The sequence below is a fragment of the Pseudomonas sp. LFS074 genome (assembly GCF_047978165.1).
In the GTDB taxonomy this organism is placed as follows: domain Bacteria; phylum Pseudomonadota; class Gammaproteobacteria; order Pseudomonadales; family Pseudomonadaceae; genus Aquipseudomonas; species Aquipseudomonas putida_P.
Window position 1 is genome coordinate 444,452 of record NZ_JBFPFV010000001.1, and the last position, 19,204, is coordinate 463,655.

The 19,204-nt window shown below is 61.5% G+C and carries 15 protein-coding genes; 3 read left to right on the top strand and 12 right to left on the bottom strand.

From position 1 onward, the window contains the following. Nucleotides 1-16: 16 nt before the first annotated feature. The 4 genes from ACNQP3_RS01985 to rpsU form a co-directional block, all read right to left on the bottom strand. Nucleotides 17-3,760 carry a bifunctional diguanylate cyclase/phosphodiesterase gene (locus ACNQP3_RS01985; RefSeq protein WP_012270186.1) on the bottom strand — a complete coding sequence of 1,248 codons (3,744 nt, stop codon included), beginning with the start codon at nucleotides 3,758-3,760 and terminating at the stop codon, nucleotides 17-19. 127 nt (nucleotides 3,761-3,887) lie between these two features. Then, nucleotides 3,888-5,738, bottom strand: a complete 1,851-nt coding sequence (rpoD, locus tag ACNQP3_RS01990) for an RNA polymerase sigma factor RpoD (protein ID WP_012270187.1) — start codon at nucleotides 5,736-5,738, stop codon at nucleotides 3,888-3,890. A 67-nt stretch (nucleotides 5,739-5,805) separates the two neighbouring features. Continuing rightward, the gene (gene dnaG, locus ACNQP3_RS01995) at nucleotides 5,806-7,788 is read right to left on the bottom strand and encodes a DNA primase (protein ID WP_264316750.1); all 1,983 of its coding nucleotides are present in this window, start codon (nucleotides 7,786-7,788) and stop codon (nucleotides 5,806-5,808) included. A 303-nt stretch (nucleotides 7,789-8,091) separates the two neighbouring features. Next, a complete protein-coding gene (rpsU, locus tag ACNQP3_RS02000) occupies nucleotides 8,092-8,307 on the bottom strand; it encodes a 30S ribosomal protein S21 (protein ID WP_003255575.1) in 216 nt (71 codons plus the stop codon). A gap of 204 nt (nucleotides 8,308-8,511) precedes the next feature. On the opposite strand from rpsU, the gene tsaD reads away from it, so the two are divergent. Continuing rightward, nucleotides 8,512-9,537 (top strand): tRNA (adenosine(37)-N6)-threonylcarbamoyltransferase complex transferase subunit TsaD, encoded by a 1,026-nt coding sequence (gene tsaD, locus ACNQP3_RS02005; RefSeq protein ID WP_012270189.1) that lies wholly within the window; start codon nucleotides 8,512-8,514, stop codon nucleotides 9,535-9,537. A gap of 17 nt (nucleotides 9,538-9,554) precedes the next feature. Here the strand turns inward: tsaD and plsY are convergent, their stop codons facing one another. Continuing rightward, nucleotides 9,555-10,124 (bottom strand): glycerol-3-phosphate 1-O-acyltransferase PlsY, encoded by a 570-nt coding sequence (gene plsY, locus ACNQP3_RS02010; protein ID WP_264316751.1) that lies wholly within the window; start codon nucleotides 10,122-10,124, stop codon nucleotides 9,555-9,557. A 74-nt stretch (nucleotides 10,125-10,198) separates the two neighbouring features. Here plsY and folB point away from each other — a divergent pair, with 74 nt between their 5' ends. Next, nucleotides 10,199-10,555: a dihydroneopterin aldolase gene (folB, locus tag ACNQP3_RS02015; protein WP_004375185.1), complete on the top strand. Its 357-nt coding sequence runs from the start codon at nucleotides 10,199-10,201 to the stop codon at nucleotides 10,553-10,555. After that, on the top strand, nucleotides 10,546-11,055 hold the full coding sequence (gene folK / locus ACNQP3_RS02020) for a 2-amino-4-hydroxy-6-hydroxymethyldihydropteridine diphosphokinase (protein WP_060494194.1): 510 nt from the start codon (nucleotides 10,546-10,548) through the stop codon (nucleotides 11,053-11,055). Before folB ends, folK begins: the two co-directional genes overlap by 10 nt. Before the next feature lie 118 nt (nucleotides 11,056-11,173). Here folK and ACNQP3_RS02025 read toward each other — a convergent pair whose 3' ends face one another. The 7 genes from ACNQP3_RS02025 to apaG form a co-directional block, all read right to left on the bottom strand. Beyond that, a complete protein-coding gene (locus ACNQP3_RS02025; RefSeq protein ID WP_264316752.1) occupies nucleotides 11,174-12,277 on the bottom strand; it encodes a multifunctional CCA addition/repair protein in 1,104 nt (367 codons plus the stop codon). 55 nt (nucleotides 12,278-12,332) lie between these two features. Beyond that, complete coding sequence (locus ACNQP3_RS02030; protein WP_012270193.1) at nucleotides 12,333-13,901, bottom strand: SpoVR family protein; 1,569 nt, start codon at nucleotides 13,899-13,901, stop codon at nucleotides 12,333-12,335. Beyond that, nucleotides 13,898-15,172, bottom strand: a complete 1,275-nt coding sequence (locus ACNQP3_RS02035) for a YeaH/YhbH family protein (protein WP_012270194.1) — start codon at nucleotides 15,170-15,172, stop codon at nucleotides 13,898-13,900. The genes ACNQP3_RS02030 and ACNQP3_RS02035 overlap by 4 nt, the downstream gene beginning before the upstream one ends. 141 nt (nucleotides 15,173-15,313) lie before the next feature. Further along, on the bottom strand, nucleotides 15,314-17,236 hold the full coding sequence (locus ACNQP3_RS02040) for a PrkA family serine protein kinase (protein ID WP_012270195.1): 1,923 nt from the start codon (nucleotides 17,234-17,236) through the stop codon (nucleotides 15,314-15,316). A 283-nt stretch (nucleotides 17,237-17,519) separates the two neighbouring features. Beyond that, nucleotides 17,520-17,852 (bottom strand): thiosulfate sulfurtransferase GlpE, encoded by a 333-nt coding sequence (glpE, locus tag ACNQP3_RS02045; protein ID WP_060494195.1) that lies wholly within the window; start codon nucleotides 17,850-17,852, stop codon nucleotides 17,520-17,522. 14 nt (nucleotides 17,853-17,866) lie between these two features. Continuing rightward, a complete protein-coding gene (locus ACNQP3_RS02050; RefSeq protein WP_012270197.1) occupies nucleotides 17,867-18,733 on the bottom strand; it encodes a symmetrical bis(5'-nucleosyl)-tetraphosphatase in 867 nt (288 codons plus the stop codon). Continuing rightward, on the bottom strand, nucleotides 18,733-19,113 hold the full coding sequence (apaG, locus tag ACNQP3_RS02055) for a Co2+/Mg2+ efflux protein ApaG (RefSeq protein ID WP_012270198.1): 381 nt from the start codon (nucleotides 19,111-19,113) through the stop codon (nucleotides 18,733-18,735). Before apaG ends, ACNQP3_RS02050 begins: the two co-directional genes overlap by 1 nt. Nucleotides 19,114-19,204: the final 91 nt, after the last annotated feature.

Consider the following 19,204-nt stretch of genomic DNA (forward strand, 5'->3'; position numbering starts at 1 on the left):
TCAGTAAGTGGCCGGATTATAACGAGGGTTTCGCACCTGTGCCATCTGAAAGATCTGATAGTGCTATGCGAAGGAACGCGGCCGCGAACTCGTCTGGTGGCAGCGGCAGGCTGACGATGTAGCCCTGGATCTGCTCACACCCTTCCGCTGCCAGAAAACGCTGCTGGGCCTGGTTTTCCACGCCTTCGGCAATGATCGTCAGCTGCATGCTGCGGCCAAGGGCAATGATCGCGCGGGCGATGGCGGCATCGTGTGGGTCGTCGGGCAGGCCGCGGATGAAGGACTTGTCGATCTTGAGAATATCCAGCGGCAGGCGCTTGAGGTAGCTCAGCGAGGAATAGCCGGTGCCGAAGTCATCGATAGCCAGTTGCACGCCCAGTTTCTTCAACTGGTACAGCACGGCCAGGGCCTCTTCTGCCTGGCTCATGATGAAGTTCTCGGTAATTTCCAGCTGTAGGTCACCGGCCTTTAGCTGGTAGTGCTTTAGCAACTGTTCGATGCGCCGGGCCAGGTGCGGGTGGCGCAGCTGGGCGCCGGCAAGGTTGATCGACAGCGGGCCGAAGGGTTGGTAGTGCTGTTTCCAGGCCTGCATCTGTCGGCAGGCTTGCTCCAGAACCCAGTCACCGAGCTGGAGAATGGTGCCATTCTCTTCCGCCAGGTGGATGAAGTGCTCTGGTGGCACCTCCCCAAAGGTTGGGTGGCTCCAGCGGATCAGCGCCTCGGCGCCTACCAGCTTCTGGGTCTTGAGGCTGAGCTTGGGCTGGAAGCACAGGCTCATTTCGTTGCGTTCGACGGCGCGGCGCAGTTCATGCTCCAAGGCGATGCGCTCGCTGGCCTGGGCGGTGAGGTCGCGGGTGTAGGCTTCGACGCGGTTGCGGCCTTTGGCCTTGGAGCGGTACATGGCGGCGTCGGCGTTGCGGATCAGTGTGGCAACGTCAGTGCCGTCCTGTGGATACAGGCTGATGCCGATGCTGGCGCTGGTGAAGAACTCGTGTTCACCGGCCTGGAACGGCGCGGCGAAACAGGCCAGCAGCTTGTTGGCGATGGTACTGGCGTCGCTGGGCTTGTGCAGGCCGGGTAGCAGGATGATGAACTCGTCGCCGCCCAGTCGGGCCACGGTGTCGACGTCGCGCACCTGCTCCTTCAGGCGCTGGGCGATGCCTTTAAGCAGCAGGTCGCCGACTGGGTGGCCGAGGCTGTCGTTGATGTGCTTGAAACGGTCGAGGTCGAGGAACAGTACCGCGCCCTGGCGGTTGGAGACTTGCGCGCAGGTGAGTACAGCCTGCAGGCGGTTCTCGAACAGGGCGCGGTTGGGCAAGCCGGTCAGCGGGTCATGGTGGGCCTGATAGTCGAGTTTGGCCTGGGCGTGCTTGATGCTGGAGATGTCTGCGAAAACCGCCACGAAGTGAGTGATCTCGCGTTCACTGTTGCGCACGGCGCTGATGGTCAGCCAGCTTGGGTAAAGCTCGCCGTTCTTGCGCTTGTTGTAGATCTCGCCCTGCCAGTGCCCTTCGTCGGTCAGCTGGTGCCACATGGCCGCATAGAAGGCGCTGTCGTGCTGGCCGGACGCGAGCAGACGCGGGGTCTGGCCGAGGGCTTCGATTTCGCTGTAGCCGGTGATTTCGCTGAAGGCGCGGTTGACAGCACTGATGTGCTGGTCAATGTCGGTGATCAGTACGCCTTCGGCAGTGTTTTCGAACACGGTGGCGGCCAACTGCAGTTTTTCCTGCATCAGGTGGCGCTCGGTGATGTCGCGGGCGATGGTCAGCATGCAGTCGACGCCGGTAATCGGCAGGGGCCGGGCGGACAGCTCGCAAAGGCGGATCTGCCCGTCGCTGCGGCGGATGTGGCAGGTGAAATCACGCACGAAGCCGTCGCGGTTGAGCTGCTCGACCAGGCGCTTGCGCTCGTTGAGGTCTACCCAGATGCCCAGGTCCAGCGAGGTCTGGTCGATGGTCGGGTTGAGGTCATAGCCGGTCAGGCGGCAGAAGCCCTCGTTCACCTCCAGCAGCAGACCGTCGCTCTGGCGCGACAGCAGCAGGCCGTCGGGGGAGGCGTGGAAGGCTTTGGCGAATTTCTCTTCCGAGGTTTGCAACTGTTGCTGGGTTTCCTTGAGCTGGCTGATGTCGCGCACCGCCACTACCAGCGCGGGGGTGCCGTCGAGTTCGAAGGTTTCGGCCGAGGTCAGGCCGGTGAACAGCTGGCCATTGCTGCGGCGGAAACTCATTTCCAGGTTACGGATGCCGCCCTGGTGCAGGTGTTCGAGCACTCGTAGGCCGCTGCCTTCGACGCCCCACAGGTTCAGGTCGGTGGCGGTACGGCCAATCACCTGGCTTTGGGTCAGGCCGATCTGCTCTTCGAAGGCTTCGTTCACCTCCAGAAGGCAGCCATCGCTGTGGCGGGCGATCAGCAGGATGTCTGGGCATTGCTGGAACACCGAGGCGAACTTCTGCTCGGACAGGCGCAGGGCGTCCTCGGTGTGCTTGGTTTCGCTGATGTCGATCATCAGGCCGCGCATCACCGGTTGGTGGCCGTGTTCGATCATGCTGACGATGTTGCGTACCCAAAGGGGCTGGCCGTCGGCGCGGATCACTCGGTAGTCCAGGCTGTGGTCGCGTCCCGCTGCGGTTTCGCTGTCGCAGTACGCCTGGGCCCAGAGGGCGTCCTCCGGGTGCAGGATGCTGCGCCAGAAGCCGGGCCGGAGCCAGTCACTCAAGGGGTAGCCGAGCAGGTCTTCGGCATGCGGTGAAACGTAGCTGTAGGTGAAGTCGTTGGCATCGGCTTCCCAGGCGATGGCTGACAGGCTCTCTACAAGGCCTCGGTAGTGGTATTCGCTGCTGCGCAGCTCTTGCTCCAGGGCGATGCGCCTGGAAATTTCCGAGCTGAGGCGGCGGTTGATGCGGATGACCACGGCCAGCACGGCCATCAGCAACAGCACCGTTGGCAAGCCATATACCAGCAGGTCAGACCAGAACATCCGCTGGTCGACTACATTGCCCACCCAGCGCTGCTGGATCTGGCTGATTTCGCTGCTGCTCATGTCGGCCATCACTTTGTCGAGAATACCGACCAGCACGGCCTTGTCGCGGGGGACGGCCATCGCCAGCTGGTAGCGGTAGGGTGTTTCGCCGCTGACGTACAGGCCGTCGAGTTTGAGCTGGCGCAGGCTCCAGATACTGGAGGCCAGGTCGCCGACCACGGCGTCCACCTGGTCGGTGGCCAGGGCCTGCAGCGTGGAGCTGACATTGGGCAGCGCCACCAGGTTGAGGTCGGGGTGGTGGGTGCGCAGCAGCTCGTGCGGGGCGTAGTTCTCGACCACGGCGATTTTCAGGCCGTACAGGTCATCCAGCTTGCGTGGTTGTGCGCCGCCTTTGTGGGCCAGGATGACAATGGGGAAGTCGAGGTACGGGCGGGTGAAGGCCAGATAGCCCTGGCGTTCGGGGGTGGACATGATGCCGGGCAGCAGGTCGATGCGGCTTTCCCGTGCCTGTGCCAGTACCTCGGTCCAGCTGCTGGGTTCGACCGGTTTGAGTGTCACGCCCAGGCGCTGCTGGATCGTGGCGATGTAATCGGCGGCCAATCCCTGGTACCGGCCCTCCTGGTCGCGAAACTCGAACGGTGGCCAAGAGGCGTCTACGCCCAGGCTCAACTGCGGGTGAGCAGCCAGCCAGGCTTTCTCCTCATCTGTCAGGGTCAGGGCGCCGGCCGTTGTGTTCCATAAAATCAGGAGCAGCAACAGAATGGCCGGCTTCAAGGGCATGGCAGCCTCGCATTCAGGTGGTCTGAAGTCGAGTGTAGACGGGCATTGCGGCAGGTGTGCTGTGGAAGGCGGGCTTTATGTTACGGGCCGCTAAAGAAAAACCCCGGCCTGGGCCGGGGTTTTGTCATCACTCGTCGAGGAAGGAGCGCAGGTGCTCGCTGCGAGTCGGGTGGCGCAGTTTGCGCAACGCCTTCGCTTCGATCTGACGAATCCGCTCACGGGTTACGTCAAACTGCTTGCCCACCTCTTCGAGGGTGTGGTCGGTGTTCATGTCGATACCGAAACGCATGCGCAGCACCTTGGCTTCGCGTGCGGTCAGGCCCGAGAGCACGTCGCGGGTGGCTTCCTTGAGGCTTTCGACCGTGGCCACGTCAATCGGGGACTGCATGGTCGAGTCCTCGATGAAGTCGCCCAGGTGCGAATCTTCGTCGTCACCGATCGGGGTTTCCATGGAGATCGGCTCTTTGGCGATCTTCAGTACCTTGCGGATCTTGTCCTCAGGCATTTCCATGCGCTCGCCCAGCTCTTCCGGGGTCGGTTCGCGACCCATTTCCTGCAGCATCTGGCGGGAAATACGGTTGAGCTTGTTGATCGTCTCGATCATGTGCACCGGAATACGGATGGTGCGTGCCTGGTCGGCGATCGAGCGGGTGATCGCCTGACGGATCCACCAGGTGGCATAGGTCGAGAACTTGTAGCCGCGGCGGTATTCGAACTTGTCCACCGCTTTCATCAAGCCGATGTTGCCTTCCTGGATCAGGTCGAGGAACTGCAGGCCACGGTTGGTGTACTTCTTGGCGATGGAGATCACCAGACGCAGGTTCGCCTCGACCATTTCTTTCTTGGCGCGGCGGGCCTTGGCTTCACCGATCGACATGCGACGGTTGATTTCCTTGATCTCGGCAACGGTCAAGCCGGTTTCGGTCTCAAGGTCGATCAGTTTCTGCTGGCAAGCGACAATGGCAGCGTCCTTTTCACCCAGGGCAGCAGCCCACTTGGTGTTGCGCTTGGCCAGGTCACCGCTCCAGGTCTGGTCGGTTTCGTTGCTCGGGAACATGCGCAGGAAGTCGGCACGCGGCATGCGGGCGTCACGGACGCACAGCTGCATGATGGCGCGTTCTTGCTGGCGCAGACGGTTCAGGGCGTCACGTACACGCTCGACCAGTACCTCGAACTGCTTCGGTACAAGCTTGATCGGCATGAACAGGTCAGCCAGGGCCTGAAGGGCCTCGATGCTTTCCTTGTGGCCACGACCGTTTTTCTTCAGGACCTTGGAGGTTGCCTGAAGTTGATCGGATACCGCACCGAAGCGTTGAGCCGCGACTACCGGGTCCGGGCCGCTCTCGGCCTCTTCCTCGTCGTCACCGCTTTCGGACTCTTCCTCTTCGTCGTCGGACTCTTCCTTCGCAGCAGCGGCCTTGGTGCCTGGGATCGGCACTTCTTCGGTCGGCGCGGCAATGTTGTCGTCAGGGTCGATGTAGCCGCTGAGTACGTCCGACAGGCGGCCACCCTCGGTGGTGACGCGGTCATATTCGCCGAGAATGTAATCGACAGTGCCCGGGAAGTGGGCGATGGCGCCCATGACTTCACGAATGCCTTCCTCGATACGCTTGGCGATTTCGATCTCGCCTTCACGGGTCAGCAGTTCGACAGTACCCATTTCGCGCATGTACATGCGCACCGGGTCGGTCGTGCGGCCGATATCGGTTTCAACGGCCGCCAACGCAGCAGCGGCTTCTTCGGCCGCGGCTTCGTCGGTGTCGGCTTCCGCCAACAGAAGGGCATCCGCATCCGGAGCACTCTCGAATACGTTGATCCCCATGTCGTTGATCATGCGGATGATGTCTTCCACCTGTTCCGGATCTGAAATATCCTCAGGCAGGTGGTCGTTGACCTCCGCGTAAGTCAGGTAGCCCTGCTCACGACCGCGGGTGATCAACTCTTTGATACGAGACTGCTGTTGCGCTTTTCCGGACATAACACCCTATCCACTGAAGGTCTTGGCGGGCAAAAAACAAGCCGAGGATTATACCCGAGCATGGGCCTCACGCGCCAGATGAGGTCGGCGTTTGTGCGGGAACATTCCGGCTCAGCAGGGCGAGGAGCTGGGTTTTTTCCTCGCTGGTCAATTCGCTTTGACGTGATTTCCTGAGCAGTTGTTCCAGGCTGCGCTCGCGTTGGCGGGCGGACAAGCTAGTTATAGTGTCGAAAAACTGTTGTTCAAGGTTGTCGGCCACGATCAGCCATTCCTTTTCCGCCAGGGCCCGCAACAGGCGACCCTGCTCGGTGCCATGCCAGCGTGCGATCAACTGCATTGAGCTTAGCCCAGGATTTTTCTGTGCGGCTTCGATCAATGCCACCAGCAGCTGGCTGTACAGGTGTTCTTCGTCGGCGAAGTGGCTGGCATCTTCTACCCTGCCGGCCAGCAGCGGGTGGTGCAGCAGGGTGCGCAGGGCGGCCAGGGTTGGTGGCTCGACCGGCGCCGGCACGCGGGGTGGCGCTTCGTCACGTTGTTGCCACGGCTTGCCACCCTTGCGGTTCTTGTCCCAGGGCTTGTCGCTCCATGGCTTCTTACCGCCGTTCTTGTTGGGCTTCCAGGCCTGCTCCTGATGAACGGGGGCGAAGTCGTGTTGCGGCATGTCGCCGTAATCGGGGGTGTAGCTGGCCATGGCGTCGTAGTCGTAGCCAGGGCCGTAGTCCGGCACGCTGCTAACCGTGGGTGCTTGTTGCGCCAGTTGCTCGACCTGCTGCGGGTCGAGGCCGGTGATTTCCTTCAGGCGGTTGCGCATGAGCTGGCGCAGGTTGGCGCCAGGGATCTTTTCGATCAACGGTGCCGCCAGGGTCGCCATGTGTGCCTTGCCTTCCAGCGAGCGTGGGTCGGCTTCGACGCTCAGTTGCTCGAAGAAGTAATCGGCCAGCGGCTGGGCGTGCTGGTTGATACGGGCCATGAAAGCGTCGGTGCCTTCGGCGCGTACCAGGCTGTCCGGGTCCTCGCCTTCGGGCAGGAACAGAAAACGTGCGCGGCGGCCATCTTGCAGGTTCGGCAAGGCCGATTCCAGTGCGCGCCAGGCGGCCTTGCGCCCGGCCTGGTCGCCGTCGAAGCAGAACAACACGCTGGGCACCACGCGGAACAGGCGCTTGAGGTGCTCTTCGCTGGTGGCGGTGCCGAGGGTGGCCACGGCATTGCGCAGGCCTTGCTGGGCCAGGGCGATGACGTCCATGTAGCCCTCGACGACGATGATCTCGTCGAGGTTGCGGTTGTGCTTGCGTGCCTCGTACAGCCCGTACAGCTCCTGGCCCTTGTGGAACACCGGGGTTTCAGGGGAGTTCAAGTACTTGGGCTTGTCGTCGCCGAGTACCCGGCCGCCGAAGGCGATGATGCGCCCGCGGCTGTCGCGGATCGGGAACATCACCCGGTCGCGGAAACGGTCGTAGCGCTTGCCGCTTTCGGCGTTCTCGATCAGCAGGCCGGCATCGATCATCACTTTCTGCTGCAGGGTGTCGGCACCCAGGTGCTTGAGCAGGTTGTCCCAGCCGGGCGGGGCAAAACCCAGGCCGAAATCGCGGGCAATCTCGCCGGACAGGCCGCGGCCCTTGAGGTAATCCACCGCCGCCTTGCGGGTCGGGTGGTTGCGCAGGGCCTGGCGGTAGAACTCCGAGGCGGCGTCCAGCAGCGGGTACAGCGGCGAATCGGTGGGCTGGCGCGGCTTCTGGTCGCGGCGGCCTTGTTCGCGGGGCACTTCCATGCCAGCGGCGCGGGCCAGCTCCTCGACGGCCTGCGGGAAGTCCAGGTTGTCGTGGTCCATGACGAAACCCAGGGCGTTGCCACCGGCGCCGCAGCCGAAGCAGTAGTAGAACTGCTTGTCGGGGCTGACCGTGAAGGAAGGGGTCTTTTCCTTGTGGAACGGGCAGCAGGCGGAGTAGTTCTTGCCGGTTTTTTTCAGTTGGACGCGCGAACTCACCACGTCGACAATGTCGAGGCGGTTGATAAGGTCGTCAATGAAGCTCTGGGGAATCAGCCCGGCCATGGCAGTCTCGTCATCTGGCAACTGGCAAGTCTAATCGCTCACGCGCCGAATGGGGCGAGTGTTGCTTGGGGAAGTGCGAGGGGGTGTGTGCTCGTCGCCAGCCCCTAAGGGCCCGTCAGTCGGACGTGCACGTCTGGTCATACAGCAAGAAGGACCAGCTCTGACGTTTCAGGCAGGTTGCCCATGAGCAGTTCGCATGAAGCTTGTGCAGGGCCTTGAGCTAGCTGCTCAAGTGTGAAGCGACCACTGCCATCGCCCGGCGGTTAGCCGGGCAGGGCAGAAGCTTTGCGTTGAACGCCTGTATTAGTACAGACGAACGGCGCGGCGCTGTTCGCGCTGAACTTTCTTGGCGTGACGCTTAACAGCAGCAGCTGCTTTACGCTTACGCTCGGCGGTCGGCTTCTCGTAAAACTCGCGGCTACGAACTTCAGCCAGTACACCGGCTTTTTCGCAGGAGCGCTTGAAACGACGCAGAGCTACGTCGAAGGGTTCGTTCTCTTTAACTTTGACGGCTGGCATCCAGGGCTACCTTAATTCATTACCGGGGTAGACGTGCTCCTGGCAAAACAAAGGTGTGCTGGAGAACGTCGGTTTTCAAGGGTTGCGGATGTTAACCCTTAGCAAGCAGGAATGCAAAGCCTCTGATCGAAAACCGCTGGTCGGCATCCGACACGGGGACTATCATGCGCGGCTTCGAATTCAGCCCCCACAAGGGACGAACCCATGCTAGTACTGGGATTGGAAACATCCTGCGACGAAACTGGCGTCGCATTATACGACAGTGAACGCGGTTTGTTGGCCGACGCACTGTTCAGCCAGATCGACCTGCACCGCGTGTTCGGCGGCGTAGTGCCCGAGCTTGCCTCGCGTGATCACGTCAAGCGCATGCTGCCGCTCATTCGCCAGGTGCTGGACGAGGCTGGCTGCGTCGCCACCGAGATCGACGCCATCGCCTATACCGCGGGCCCTGGCCTGGTCGGTGCCTTGCTGGTCGGGGCTTCCTGCGCCCAGGCGTTGGCCTTTGCCTGGGACATCCCGGCGATAGGTGTGCACCACATGGAAGGCCACCTGCTGGCGCCCATGCTGGAAGAAAACCCACCCGAGTTTCCGTTCGTCGCTTTGTTGGTTTCCGGTGGTCACACGCAGTTGGTTCGGGTCGATGGCATCGGCCAGTACGAACTGCTGGGCGAGAGCCTGGACGACGCTGCCGGCGAGGCGTTCGACAAGACCGCCAAGTTGATCGGCCTCAATTACCCAGGCGGCCCGGAAATCGCGCGCCTCGCAGAGCAGGGCGTACCTGGCCGCTTCGTTTTCCCAAGGCCGATGACCGATCGTCCGGGTCTTGAGTTCAGCTTCAGCGGCCTCAAGACCTTCGCCCTCAACACCTGGCAGCAATGCAAGAATGCTGGCGACGACGGTGAGCAAACCCGTTGCGACGTGTCCCTGGCATTCCAGCAGGCGGTGGTGGAAACTTTGACCATCAAGTGCAAGCGAGCCCTCAAGCAGACTGGCCTCAAGCGCCTGGTCATCGCTGGTGGCGTGAGTGCCAACAAAGCGCTGCGTGCCTCGCTGGAAGAGATGCTGGCCGGAATGAAGGGCAATGTGTACTACGCGCGCCCACAGTTCTGTACCGACAATGGCGCGATGATCGCCTATGCCGGTTGCCAGCGACTGTTGGCCGGGCAGCAGCAGGACCTGGCGATCAGCGTGCAGGCACGCTGGCCGATGGAGCAGTTGCCACCACTGTAAGGTTTACCGCCGAAGGTTCAGAAGTGCCGTTCGCGCCCTGCAAACAGGTCGCGCAGATTTTTACGGTGGCGCCACACGATCATCGCTGTCAGCACGGTGATCGGCAGCAGGGCCTCGGGCTCGCGCCAGGCCAGCAATGGCAACGTCAGTGGTGTGGCGATCAGTGCCGCCAGCGAGCTGGTGCGGGTGAGGTAGAAGGTCAGCAGCCAGGCACCGATAGCCAGCAGTGCGGCCGGGAAATACAGGCCCATGAGCATGCCGGCAGCTGTCGCCACGCCTTTGCCGCCCTGGAAACGGAAGTACAGGGGGAACAGATGGCCCAGCACCGCGCACGCGCCCACCCAGGCCTGCGCATGCAGGTCCAGCCCGGCAGCGCGGGCGAGCAATACCGGCAAAAGGCCCTTGCACAGGTCGCCAAGCAGGGTCAGGATCGCCAGTTTACGGCCTGCCAGGCGTAGCATATTGGTGGCGCCGGCATTGCCTGAGCCGCTGGAACGCGGGTCCGGGCTGCCTGAAAGGCGGCTGAGGACAATGGCGAAGGACAGCGAGCCGAGCAGGTAGGCGAGCAACGCCAGTAACCAAAACATGCTAACTATTCCGGGCGAGGACGCCCTGATTCTAACGGCGCCAGTCGCCCTTGTCGTGCTGTGGAGAGAAGTGCTTGGACAGAGTGTTCATCGAAGGCCTGGAAGTCGATACCGTCATCGGTGCCTATGACTGGGAGCGGGATATTCGCCAGTGCTTGCGCCTGGACCTGAGCTTTGCCTGGGACAACCGCCCGGCTGCCGCCGGTGACGACCTGAACCTGGCGCTGGACTACGCCAGTGTCTCGGCACGCATCCAGGCGTTCGCCGAGCAGGCCCGTTTCGAGCTGGTGGAAACCTTTGCCGAGCGCCTGGTGGCAACGCTGATGGAGGAATTCCACATCCCTTGGGTACGGTTGAAGCTGACCAAACCGGGTGCGGTGCCGGCGGCCCGTGGTGGTGTAGGCGTGGAGATCGAGCGCGGATGTCTCTGAGCACGGTTTACCTGGGGCTCGGCAGCAACATCGACCGTGAAGCGCATTTGTGCGCCGGGCTCGATGCGTTGGCCGGTATCCTGACGGACATGCATTGCTCGCCGGCGTTCGAAAGCCAGGCGGTGGGGATCAAGAGCGGGCCGTTCATCAACTTCGTGGTGACCGGCAAAACCGCGTTGCCGTTGATCGAGCTGGACCGTCGACTGAAGTTCATCGAGGCCGACAACGGCCGCTATGCCCCGGACCGCAAAGGCTTGCCACTGGATATCGACGTGCTGATGTATGACGATTTGCACGGTACTTTCGACGGACTGGTGCTGCCTCGCGCCGAGATCTTGAAAAACGCTTTTGTGTTGTGGCCGCTGTCGCTGCTGGCCCCCGAACTGGTACATCCGGGGGCGGGCAAGGGCATGGCGCAGTTATGGCAGGAGGCGCAGATCGATCAGGTGCTGGCTCCGGTAGCCTTCGAGTGGCGCGGGTTGCAGCTGACGCCTATCTAACTAACGGCTTTCGCGGTCATTGTGAGAGCGGGCGTGCCCGCGAACACCGGCATAGCCGGTGCCATCCACCGCATTGGGTTCTTCGCGGGCGCGCCCGCTCCCACAGGTACCGCGCTGGTCAACTGCGTTTGTAAGCCTCGACAGCCTTCAGCCGCTCACGCTTGAGCGCTTCGCCCAGCGCCTGGCCCGTCAGCCCGGCTTGCACCAGCGGCTTCACATCCACCGCTCGCGCCGCTGCTGCGCCACGCAGATAATCGGCTTGTGGATAACTCGACTTGCCATCGCCCAGCGCCGCCATCTCGCACACGACAATGAAATCCTCGAACCGCTGCGGTCGCCGGTACACATCGAATTTCTGCAACAGCTCCAGCAGTGCCGTGGCTGGTAGCTCCTGCGCCTGGTTACCCTGCGCCAGGCACTCTCCGGTAAGTAAGGCCAGTTCCTGGCATTCCCGTGGTGCCTTGAGGCGCTGGTTGACGGTTTTGATCGGCGCCGGTGCCAGCCCTCGCAACAGGCAGGCCCAGCGCACGTGCAGCGGTTGTTCGTGCGCTGCGGCTTGCTCCAGCGCCGCCAGGGCCTGTGTATCGTCGACAAGCTCAGGCAGTAGCTCGTGCAGGGCGCCGCAAGCGCCCAGCACTTGGAAGAACACCTGGGGGCGAGCCTCCATCAGCGCGCGCTCGATTTCCTTCCAGCTGCGCTCGGCGGTCAGTGCCTGCAGTTCGCCTGAGGCACTGATCTGGCGCATCAGTTCCAGGGTCTCGTCGGCAACCCGGAAACCCAGAGGCGCATAACGAGCAGCAAAGCGCGCGACGCGTAGTACGCGCAGAGGATCTTCGGCGAATGCCGGGGAAACATGGCGCAAAAGGCGTTGATCGAGATCGTCCTTGCCATGGTAGGGGTCGTACACCGTGCCCGCTTCATCTTCAGCCATCGCATTGATGGTGAGGTCGCGGCGGATCAGGTCTTCTTCCAGGGTGACGTCGGGACTGGCATGAAAGGTAAACCCACCGTAGCCGCGCCCACTCTTGCGCTCGGTGCGCGCCAGGGCGTACTCCTCGCCGGTTTTCGGGTGCAGGAACACCGGGAAATCGGCACCGACCGGCCGGTAGCCCTTGGCAAGCATTTCTTCGACGGTAGCGCCAACCACCAGCCAGTCGATATCGCTGACCGGGCGGCCGAGCAGGCGGTCGCGCACGGCGCCGCCGACTTTGTAGATGTGCATGTGCAGCTCTCCATAACTGCCGACAGGATAACCTGTCGGCAGTTATGGGGTTGCATCAGAGATGGTGGATAACGGCCAGGTCCATGCGGCCATAGTCGGCGCTTTCGCCGTGCTCGCCGCGCGGGGGCATGTGGTGGGTTTTCATCACTTGCTCGCCCTGTACGGTCTCCAGGTGAATATCGAAGCCCCACAAGCGATGCAGGTGCTTGAGCACTTCATCGGTCGAGTCGCCCAGTGGTTTGCGGTTATGTTGCTGGTGGCGCAGGGTCAGTGAGCGGTCGCCGCGACGGTCGACGCTCCAGATCTGCACGTTCGGCTCACGGTTGCCTAGGTTGTATTGTGCTGCCAGCTGCTCACGAATCACCCGGTAGCCGGCTTCGTCATGAATGGCAGGCACCAGTAGGTCGTCGCGCTGGTCGTCATCGAGGATGCTGAACAGCTTCAGGTCGCGCATTACCTTGGGCGACAGGTACTGCAGGATGAAGCTCTCGTCCTTGAAGCTGCTCATGGCGAACTTGATGGTAGAAAGCCAGTCACTGCCGGCAATGTCGGGGAACCAGTGGCGATCTTCCTCGGTCGGGTTTTCGCACATGCGGCGGATGTCGGTGTACATCGCGAATCCCAGCGCATAGGGGTTGATGCCGCTGTAGTAGGGGCTGTCGAAACCGGGCTGGAACACCACGCTGGTGTGCGACTGCAAAAACTCCATCATGAAGCCTTCGGTGATAAGCCCCTCGTCGTACAGGTCGTTCATCAGGGTGTAATGCCAGAAGGTTGCCCAGCCTTCGTTCATCACCTGGGTCTGGCGCTGCGGGTAGAAGTACTGGGCGATCTTGCGCACGATGCGCACCACTTCACGCTGCCAAGGTTCGAGCAACGGCGCGTTCTTTTCGATGAAGTACAGGATGTTTTCCTGCGGTTCGGCGGGGAAGCGCCCATCATCGCGGTCGTTGCCCTTTTCCGCGCTTTTCGGAATCGTCCGCCACAGGTCGTTGATCTGGCGCTGAAGGTGTTCTTCGCGCTCCTGTTGCCGGCGCCGCTCCTCCTCGGCGGAAATAGGGTAAGGCCGCTTGTAGCGGTCGACGCCGTAGTTCATCAGCGCGTGGCAGGAGTCAATCAGGTCTTCCACCGCATCGATGCCGTGGCGCTCTTCGCATTGGGCGATGTACTGCTTGGCGAACACCAGGTAGTCGATGATCGAACTGGCGTCAGTCCAGGTGCGGAACAGGTAATTGCCTTTGAAAAAACTGTTGTGGCCATAGCAGGCGTGAGCGATCACCAGTGCTTGCATGCACATGGTGTTTTCTTCCATCAGGTAGGCGATGCACGGGTCGGAGTTGATCACGATCTCGTAGGCCAGGCCCATCTGGCCGCGACTGTAGGACTTTTCGGTACTGAGGAACTGCTTGCCGTAGGACCAGTGGTGATAGCCCAGCGGCATGCCGACCGAGGCGTAGGCGTCCATCATCTGCTCGGCAGTGATGACCTCGATCTGGTTGGGGTAGGTGTCCAGGGCGTAACGCTCGGCCAGGCGGCTGATTTCCCGGTCGTAGGTCTGGATCAGCTCGAACGTCCACTCGGACCCGGTGGAAATGGGTTGGCGTCTCTGTGCTCTGGCGGTCATGTGGCTAACCTGCGCTGGAAGAGTTCACGGAAGACCGGGTAGATGTCGCCGGCCGATACCAGCTGCTGCTGGGCGAACGTGTCGGGGTAGGCTTCGCCGATGCGCTCGTATTCATACCACAGCGCCTGGTGTTCACGGGGGGTGATCTCAACGTAAGTGTAGTACTGCACATGCGGCATGATCTGCTTGGAGAGGATGTCGCGGCAGATCGGCGAGTCGTCGTTCCAGTTGTCGCCGTCGGAGGCTTGTGCGGCGTAGATGTTCCAGTCGCTGGCCGGGTAGCGTTCGGCCATGATCTCCTGCATCAACTTCAGGGCGCTGGAGACGATGGTGCCGCCGGTTTCCCGCGAGTAGAAGAACTCTTCCTCATCGACTTCACGGGCACTGGTGTGATGGCGAATGAACACCACTTCGATGCGGTCGTAGTTACGCTTGAGGAACAGGTACAGCAGGATGAAGAAGCGCTTGGCGATGTCCTTGGTGGCCTGGGTCATCGAGCCGGATACGTCCATCAGGCAGAACATCACCGCCTTCGAGCTGGGGTTGGGTTGTTTGACCAGCAGGTTGTACTTGAGGTCGAAGGTATCGAGGAAGGGCAGGCGGTTGATGCGCGCCTTCAAGCGTTCGATTTCCTGTTCGACTTCCTGGATATCGGTGAAGTTGTCTGGCTCTTCGACCCGCAGGCGGTCCAGTTCCTTTTGCGCTTCACGCAACAGGGCGCGGCTGCTGCCGGTCAGGGCGATGCGCCGGGCGTGGGCCGAACGCAGGGTGCGCACGATGTTGATACGCGACGGGTTGCCTTCGTTGGCGATACCGGCGCGCACGGTCTTGAAGGTGTCGGCGCCCGTCAGGTGACGCTTGACCAGGTTGGGCAGCTCGAGGTCCTCGAACATGAATTCGAGAAACTCTTCCTGAGTGATCTGGAAGACGAATTCGTCCATGCCCTCGCCGGAGTTGCCCGCTTTACCGCGACCGCCGCCGCCACCTCCACCGCCTTGCGGGCGCGGGATGTGTTCACCGGCGGTGAATTCCTTGTTGCCAGGGTGCACGATGGTCTGTTTGCCCCCGCGACCATGGTGCAGCACCGGCTCGTCGATGTCGCGGCCGGGAATGCTGATTTGCTCGCCGTGTTCCATGTCCATGATGGAACGGCGGCTCACCGCCTCTTCGACGGCTTTCTTGATGTGTTCGCGGTACCGCCGCAGGAAGCGTTGGCGGTTGACCGTGCTCTTGTTCTTGCCGTTCAGGCGTCGGTCTATAACGTAGCTCATGGTCCCTCCGGTAGCTGGGAGCAGCTGCAAGCCACAAGCTTCTGGCTGCAGGAAAGAGCAGCCACCGCTGCTGCAAGCTACAGCGCCGGGCTTGCGCTCGGCGCTAGGCAGCTTGAAGCTTGCGGCTTGTAGCTTGCCGCTTTATTGCGATTTCCTGACCCGCAGGTACCATTCCGACAGCAGACGTACCTGTTTGTCGGTGTAACCACGCTCCACCATCCGGGTGACGAAGTCGTTGTGTTTCTTCTGATCCTCTTTGCTGGCCTTGGCGTTGAAGCTGATGACAGGCAGCAGGTCTTCGGTGTTGGAGAACATTTTCTTCTCGATCACCACCCGCAGCTTTTCATAGCTCAGCCAGCTTGGATTCTTGCCGTTGTTGTTGGCGCGTGCGCGCAGTACGAAGTTGACGATCTCGTTGCGGAAGTCTTTCGGGTTGCTGATGCCGGCCGGTTTCTCGATCTTCTCCAGCTCCTCGTTGAGGGCGATACGGTTGAGGATCTCGCCGGTTTCCGGGTCGCGGTATTCCTGGTCCTGGATCCAGAAGTCGGCATACAGCACGTAGCGGTCGAAGATGTTCTGGCCGTATTCGCTGTAGGACTCCAGGTAGGCTGTCTGGATTTCCTTGCCGATAAACTCGATGTAGCGCGGCGCCAGGTATTCCTTCAGGTAGCGCAGGTAGCGTTCGCGCACCTCGGCCGGGAACTGTTCCTGCTCGATCTGCTGCTCCAGCACGTACAGCAGGTGCACTGGGTTGGCGGCAATTTCGTGTGGGTCGAAGTTGAACACCTTGGAGAGGATCTTGAAGGCGAAGCGAGTGGAAAGGCCGTTCATGCCCTCGTCAACGCCTGCCGAGTCGCGGTATTCCTGGATCGACTTGGCCTTCGGATCGGTATCCTTGAGGTTTTCTCCGTCGTAGACACGCATCTTCGAGTAGATGTTGGAGTTCTCTGGCTCTTTCAGGCGTGAAAGCACCGTGAACTGGGCCAGCATCTTGAGCGTATCCGGTGCGCAATGAGCCTTGGACAGCGAGCTGTTGACCAGCAGTTTGTCGTAGATCTTGATTTCATCGCTGACGCGCAGGCAGTACGGCACCTTGACGATGTAGATACGGTCGATGAACGCTTCGTTGTTCTTGTTGTTGCGGAAGGTATGCCACTCCGATTCGTTGGAGTGCGCCAACAGGATGCCGGTATAGGGAATCGCCCCCAGGCCCTCGGTGCTGTTGTAGTTGCCTTCCTGGGTAGCGGTGAGCAAGGGGTGCAGCACCTTGATCGGCGCCTTGAACATTTCGACGAATTCCATCAGGCCCTGGTTGGCCCGGCACAGTGCGCCCGAGTAGCTGTAAGCATCGGCGTCGTTCTGTGGGTATTCTTCAAGCTTGCGGATATCCACCTTACCGACCAGGGCAGAGATGTCCTGGTTGTTCTCGTCGCCGGGTTCGGTCTTGGCAATGGCGATCTGGTTGAGAATCGACGGGTAGAGTTTCACCACCTTGAACTTGGAGATATCGCCGCCGAACTCCTGCAGGCGCTTGGTGGCCCAAGGCGACATGATGGTATTCAGGTAGCGCCGTGGGATACCGAACTCTTCCTCGAGAATGGCCCCATCTTCGGTAGCGTTGAACAGTCCCAGCGGTGACTCGAATACCGGCGAGCCCTTGATCGCATAGAACGGCACCTTTTCCATCAGCTGCTTGAGCTTTTCCGCCAGCGACGACTTGCCGCCGCCTACCGGGCCCAGCAGATAGAGGATTTGTTTCTTCTCTTCCAGGCCTTGGGCGGCGTGGCGGAAGTACGACACGATCTGGTCGATGCACTCTTCCATGCCATGGAAGTCGGCAAAGGCCGGATAGCGGCGGATAACCTTGTTGGAGAAGATTCGCGACAGCCTGGAGTTGGTAGAGGTGTCGATCAGCTCTGGCTCACCGATGGCCAGCAACAGCCGTTCGGCCGCCGATGCGTAGGCACTGCGATCCCCTTTGCACAGCTCGAGGTACTCCTGCAGCGAGAGTTCTTCCTGGCGCGTAGACTCGAAACGTTGTTGGAAGTGGCTAAAAATACTCATGACGTCACCTCGCTCGATACGTGGAGACGACGCCGGATCAGTCAGCTGATGCTGGCATGCAACCGGGTTCGCCGATTGCTGTATACCCCCCAGAACACCCTGTAACGCTACCGATGACCCGCACGCCGGTGTACCGGCTCTCCCCTTTTTTGGATGGCCTGAGCTTAAGCGTAGTTGGTTATCTGCAAGGTCAAGGGGCGAGGAGGGCAGAAGTTACCAACTACCGTTCGTCAGATAACCCGCCAGCCCGCACGGGGCGCGGGCTGCGGGAAAAATGAAAAAATTATTCGGCGGCGCCTTGGGCGGTCTCGGCCGGGTAGGTGGCGCGCCACAGTTCGAAGCCGCCGTCCACGCTGTAAACGTCGGAGAAGCCCTGGCCGACCAGGTAGGCGGCAGCGCTCTGGCTGGAATTGCCGTGATAGCAGACCACCAGGGTCGGGGCGTCGAGGTCGGCGCCGCGGATGAAATCGGCGACCGAATGGTTATCCAGGTGCCGGGCACCGGTGATATGGCCGGCAGCGAAGGCTTGTGCGTCGCGAATGTCGACGACAACCGCACCTTCTTGCTTGCGAAGCTCCAAGGCCTGCTCGGGAGGGATGCGCTTGAATTCGCTCATGGGTACTACTTCCTTCAGGTGTGGTCGTTGAGTGTAGTGGGTTGTGCCGGTTGGCGCAGGGTGCCGTCGTCGGCGCAATCGCAGCGGTGGTATTCGCCACTGTCGACGTTGTACAGGGTCATGGCGCCGCCCCACACGCAGCCGGTGTCCAGGGCAATGATGCCCGGTTCGTCGACGCGGCCTTCGAGGGCGGCCCAGTGGCCGAAGATGATTGTCACGTGCCGCGAGCGACGGCCCTTGTGTGCAAACCAGGGCTTGTAACCCTTGGGCGCGGTACCCAGGCCTTCCTTGCTCTTGAGGTCAAGCTTGCCCTCGGCGGTGCAGAAGCGCATGCGCGTGAGGTAGTTGGTGATGACCCGCAGGCGCTCGACACCGGTGAGGTTCTTGCTCCACTTGTTCGGCTCGTTACCGTACATGCCGTCCAGGTAGAGCTTCAGGCGGCTATCATCGCGTAGCGCTTCTTCCACCTCGGCCGCATAGCCAAGGGCCTGGCCGAGCGTCCACTGTGGTGGAATGCCGGCGTGGGCCATGGCGATGCCGCGTGCCTCGTCGTAATGCAGCAGCTTCTGCTGGCGCAGCCAGTCGAACAGCGGGTCGGCGTCCGGCGCTTCGATGATTTCGCGCAGGGTGTCGCTTTTCTTGAGGCGCTCTACGTTGTGCCAGGCGGCCAGCAGATGCAGGTCATGGTTGCCCAGCACGCAGACCAGTGACTGGCGGATCGAGTAGAGGAAGCGCAGGGTTTCCAGTGACTCAGGGCCGCGGTTGACCAGGTCGCCGACCAGCCACAGGCGGTCGACGGCGGGGTTGAAGCTGACGCGCTCGAGCAGGCACTTGAGTGGCTGCAGGCAGCCCTGCAGGTCGCCGACGGCGTAAGTGGCCATCAGTGCAGCGCCCCCGGTACCGCCAGGCGGAACGGGGCGATCTCGGCGTCGAAGCGTTTACCGTCTTCGGCAAACATCTGGTAGCTGCCCTGCATGGTGCCCACGCGGGTACTGATGACGGCGCCGCTGCTGTAGGTGTGGCTCTGGCCCGGGTCGATGTTGGGCTGTTGGCCGACCACGCCGGCACCGCGCACTTCCTCGACTTCGCCGTCACCGTTGGTGATCAGCCAGTGGCGTGACAGCAGCTTGGCTTTGAGCGAGCCGTTGTTCTGCACGGTAATGGTGTAGGCGAAAGCGAAACGACTGTTTTCGGGGTCGGATTGTTCTTTCAGGTAGCGGGTCACGACGCTGACGTCGATTTGATAGCGGGGGTCGGACATGCAAGGGCCTTGGGCGAACTGACGCAATAACGCAGTCTAGGCCATTGGGAGGGGCGAGGGCCAGCGGTGCAGGGGCTTGGGGTTTTCTGTT